Raw genomic sequence first — 4,037 nt, 5'->3', positions numbered from 1 at the left:
TGCGGCCGGTGTGCGCGCACGGCTCGAGGGTGACGACGACGGTGCCGCCGCGGGCCCGCTCGCCGGCCCGGGCCAGTGCGCGGACCTCCGCGTGCGGCCCGCCGGGTGGTGCGGTCGCGCCCTCCCCCACCGGTGTCCCGTCGGCGGCCAGCACCACCGCGCCCACCGGCGGGTTGGGGCTGGTGGTGCCGAGGACGGCGGCCCCGAGCTCGCGCGCCCGGGCCATTCCCCGCAGCTCGGCCTCGGAGACGGTCACCCCTGCCGCGCCGCGGCGGCCTGCGCCCGCAGGGCGGCGATGGCGCGCGCCGGATCGTCCGCGCCGTAGACGGCGGAGCCCGCGACGAAGACGTCGGCGCCGGCCGCGGCGGCCTGCTCGATGGTGTCGGCGTTGATGCCGCCGTCCACCTCGACGAAGAGGGTGAGGTGCCCGGTGTCGACCAGCTCCCGCGCGCGGCGCACCTTGGGCAGCGTCTCGGCGATGAACTCCTGGCCGCCGAAACCGGGCTCGACGGTCATGATCAGCAGGGTGTCGAACTCCGGGAGGACGTCGAGGTAGCCCTCCAGCGGGGTGCCCGGCTTGACCGCCAGCCCGGCCAGGGCGCCGGCGGCGCGCAGGTCTCGGGCGACCGCGCGCGGGTCGGCGCAGGCCTCGGCGTGCACGGTGACGTTGCGGGCGCCGGCCTCGGCGTAGCCCGGCGCCCAGCGCGCGGGGTCCTCGATCATCAGATGACAGTCCAGCGGCACCGGGCTGGCCGCCCGCACCGCCTGCATCACCGGCAGGCCGAAGGTCAGGTTCGGCACGAAGTGCGCGTCCATGACGTCGAAGTGCAGCCAGTCGGCGTCGGCGACCCGCTGCGCCTCCTCGGCCAGCCGGGCGAAGTCCGCCGACAGGAGGCTGGGCGCGATGAGAGGGCTGCTCGGCACGTCCGCCGAGTGTAGGCGGGGCGTGATCACCCCCTGGCGCAGGAGCGGCGGAGCCAGAGGTCCCCGCCCACTGCGGCCAGCGCGGCGACGGCGGCGGCTCCGGCGGGACGGGCACCGCCGGCTCGATCCGGATGTCCTCCCCGGAGGGCTGCGCGGGCCGGTCACCTCGGCCCCTGGTGGTCGTCGCCGACCCGCCCGGGTTCTCGGCCGGGCCTCGGAGTTCCCGGACCGTGGCGGCGGTGTCGCCGTCCGTGCAACTCTTCGGGCGCGGCGGCGCAAGAGGGCCGGTGAACGCCGCACCGTGACGCGAACAACCCGATCCGGAACCCGCCCTCCCTATGGTGCTCGGCGTGGGCCGGGGCGCACGGCGGGCGGCAGGGCACCGGACGAGGCGACGCACCTCGGTCGCCGCTCCGGTCGCCTGGTTCACGTGTGCCGGGCTCGCGGTGACGCTCGCCCTCGCGTTGCTGACCGGGGTGCTGGCCCGCCGAGCGGGCCTCGAGCAGGGCACGCGGGCGTTCGAGGACCTGGCCCGGGTCACCGCCGCGACGCTGACCCCGGCGCTCGACAGCCGGCCGGGGCTACCACCCGACCCGCCCGACGACATGCGGACCCACGTCGCGGCGCTGGTGACGGCCGGCCCGGTCGTCGCGGTCCGGGTGCGCTCCAGCAGCGGGCAGGTCCTCTGGGCCGACGACCGCAGCGTCGTCGGCCGAGTCGCCCCGCTGCCGGCAGGGGCGCGTCGTGCGCTGCAGTCCGGCACGGTCGCCTCGCTCGTGGCCGAGCCCGGGGACCGGCACGTGGTCCCGGGCCGCAGCAGCGGCCGGGTGCTCGTGGCCTACGTGGCCGTGCGCGACCTGCACGGCGCCCCGCTGCTGGTCGAGTTCCACGAGAGCTACTCCGTGGTGACCGACCTCGCGGAGCGCACCTGGCTGCGCTTCGCCCCGGCCGCGCTCGGCGCCCTGGCACTGCTGCAGGTGCTGCAGGTCCCGCTCGCCTGGCGGCTGGCCTCCCGGCTGCGGCGCTCCCAGCAGGCCGAGGACGCTCTGCTCCAGGCGGCCGTCGACGCCTCGGACGCGGAGCGGCGCCGGATCGCCGGAGACGTGCACGACCACGCCGTCCAAGACCTCACCGCCCTGGCCTTCGAGCTCGACGCCGCGCAGATGCGCGGCTCACCCCGCAGCCCGGAGGACGCCGAGCTGCTGGGGCGGACCTCGCAGGCGGTGCGGCAGATCGTCGAGGACCTCCGGTCGCTGCTGGTGGCGCTGATCCCGGCCCGGGGCAGCTTCCGGGGCGGGCTGCTGCCGGCGCTGCGGGTGCTGGCCCAGGAGCTCGACCGGTCCGGGATCCGGGTGACCGTGCGGGCCGACGACGCCCGGGACCTCCCCGGGCCGACGGCCGCGCTGCTCTACCGCTGCGCCCAGGAGGCGCTGCGCAACGTCGCCACGCACAGCCGGGCGACCTCGGTCGAGGTCGCCGTCACGCGCCACGAGGGGGTCGCCACGATGGTCATCGAGGACGACGGGCACGGCTTCGACGAGAGCCGCCTGACCGAGCGCGGCGCAGCCGGCCACGTCGGCCTCCGGGCGCTGGGCGAGCTGCTGGTCGACGCGGGTGGCTCCCTCGCGTTGGCCAGCGCCCCAGGGAAGGGCACCCGCCTGGTGACGACCGTGCCGCTGGCCGCCGCCGCGTCGCTGACGACGAGAGCCGCGCGGTGATCCGGGTACTGGTGGTCGACGACCACGCCGTCGTCCGGCGGGGCATCTCCAGCCTGCTGGCCGCCGCCGAGGGCCTGGAGTGCGTCGGTGCGGCCGGGGACGGGCACAGCGCCCTGGACCTGGTCGAGCAGCTCGACCCCGACGTCGTGCTGCTCGACCTGTCCATGCCGGGGTGCGACGGCATCACGGTCATCCGGTCGCTGCGCGAGCGGGGCCGGACGGTTCCCGTGCTGGTGCTGACCTCTTTCGGCGAACCCGACCTGGTGCTGCCCGCGCTGACCGCCGGTGCCGACGGCTACCTGCTCAAGTACCAGGACGGCGAGTCGATCCTCGAGGCGGTGCGGTGCATCGCCGCGGGCGGGGCCCCCGTCGACCCGATGGTGACCACGGCCGTGCTCGCCGACCTGCGCGACCGCGGCCAGGGCGACCTGCTCACCGACCGCGAGAAGGAGGTGCTCGAACTGGTCCGCCAGGGGCTGCCCAACAAGGTGATCGCGCGGCGACTGCGGATCAGCGAGGCCACGGTGAAGACCCACGTCACCCGGATCCTGCAGCGCATCGGCGTCGCCGACCGCACGCAGGCGGCGCTGTGGGCCGAACGCCGCATCCGGCCGGCGCCCCACCCCCGCAGGTCGAGGGGATGAGCCGCGGCACGGGCCGGCACCGGCCCCGGGGCGCCGCGGAGGCGGCCGTCGACGTGCAGCAGCGACCGGTCCTGCTGCACTACGCCGCGACCGGGCGGCCGCCGCCGCGGCGGTGGTCGGAGCGGCTCGCGCTGGTGGCCGGGGCGCTCGCCGTCCTGGCCGCCATCGGAACGGCCACCCTCACCGGTGCGTGGGCCGGCTTCTCGCTGCTGGGCCCGTCGGTCGCACCGGCCCGGCCTGCGACGGAGCAGGTGGCGGAGGACGACGGGACCGAGCCCGGCGGCCCGCGCGCGAACCCGCCGGCAGCCGCAACCTCGCTGGAGGACCGGGAGCGCCACCCGGACGCGGCGGGTCCGCAGCGACCCGCCGTCCCCACCCTGGAGCAGCGCTCCGACGCGTCCTCCGCCGCCGAGTCTTCCCCCGCCGAGTCTTCCCCCGCCGTGCCCTCCCCCGCCGTGCCCTCCCCCGCCGATCCGCCCGCCGGCTCCCGGTCCGCGGCACCTCCCGCCACCGGGCAGCCCGAGGACGTGCAGGCCGACGCGCCCCCGCGGCGTGGGCCCACCACCGCCCCGGAAACACTGCCGCCGCAGGAACCGGCCGCCCGTGCACCCGTGAGAGAGGACCCGGTCGCGGGAAGCCCGGCGCCGGAGGACCCGGCGCCGGAGGACCCGGCGCCGGAGGACCCGGCGCCGGAGGACCCGGCGCCGGAGAGCCCGGCGCCGGAGACGCCGGACGCCGGGTCGCCGGCCGG

The 4,037-nt window shown here is 77.5% G+C and carries 3 protein-coding genes and 2 pseudogenes; 3 read left to right on the top strand and 2 right to left on the bottom strand.

Features of this window, described 5'->3' with window-relative positions:
- Window positions 1-256: pseudogene (locus tag E4P41_RS21355) on the bottom strand (riboflavin biosynthesis protein RibD); the annotation flags it as partial.
- Window positions 253-924, bottom strand: a complete 672-nt coding sequence (gene rpe / locus E4P41_RS21350; RefSeq protein ID WP_135143202.1) for a ribulose-phosphate 3-epimerase — start codon at window positions 922-924, stop codon at window positions 253-255. The gene rpe and the pseudogene E4P41_RS21355, both read right to left, overlap by 4 nt.
- Window positions 925-1,370: 446 nt before the next feature.
- On the opposite strand from rpe, the gene E4P41_RS21345 reads away from it, so the two are divergent.
- The 3 genes and pseudogenes from E4P41_RS21345 to E4P41_RS21335 form a co-directional block, all read left to right on the top strand.
- Entirely contained in the window at window positions 1,371-2,642 is a 1,272-nt protein-coding gene (locus tag E4P41_RS21345; RefSeq protein ID WP_209307852.1) for an ATP-binding protein, read from the top strand.
- Window positions 2,639-3,286: a response regulator transcription factor gene (locus E4P41_RS21340; RefSeq protein ID WP_135143200.1), complete on the top strand. Its 648-nt coding sequence runs from the start codon at window positions 2,639-2,641 to the stop codon at window positions 3,284-3,286. The genes E4P41_RS21345 and E4P41_RS21340 overlap by 4 nt, the downstream gene beginning before the upstream one ends.
- Window positions 3,283-4,037, top strand: a pseudogene (locus tag E4P41_RS21335) (hypothetical protein); the annotation flags it as partial. The gene E4P41_RS21340 and the pseudogene E4P41_RS21335, both read left to right, overlap by 4 nt.

Source organism: Geodermatophilus sp. DF01-2 (assembly GCF_004571065.1).
Lineage (GTDB): Bacteria > Actinomycetota > Actinomycetes > Mycobacteriales > Geodermatophilaceae > Geodermatophilus.
Note: the sequence above shows the minus strand (reverse complement) of the source record. Positions and strands in the feature narration are given on the sequence as shown.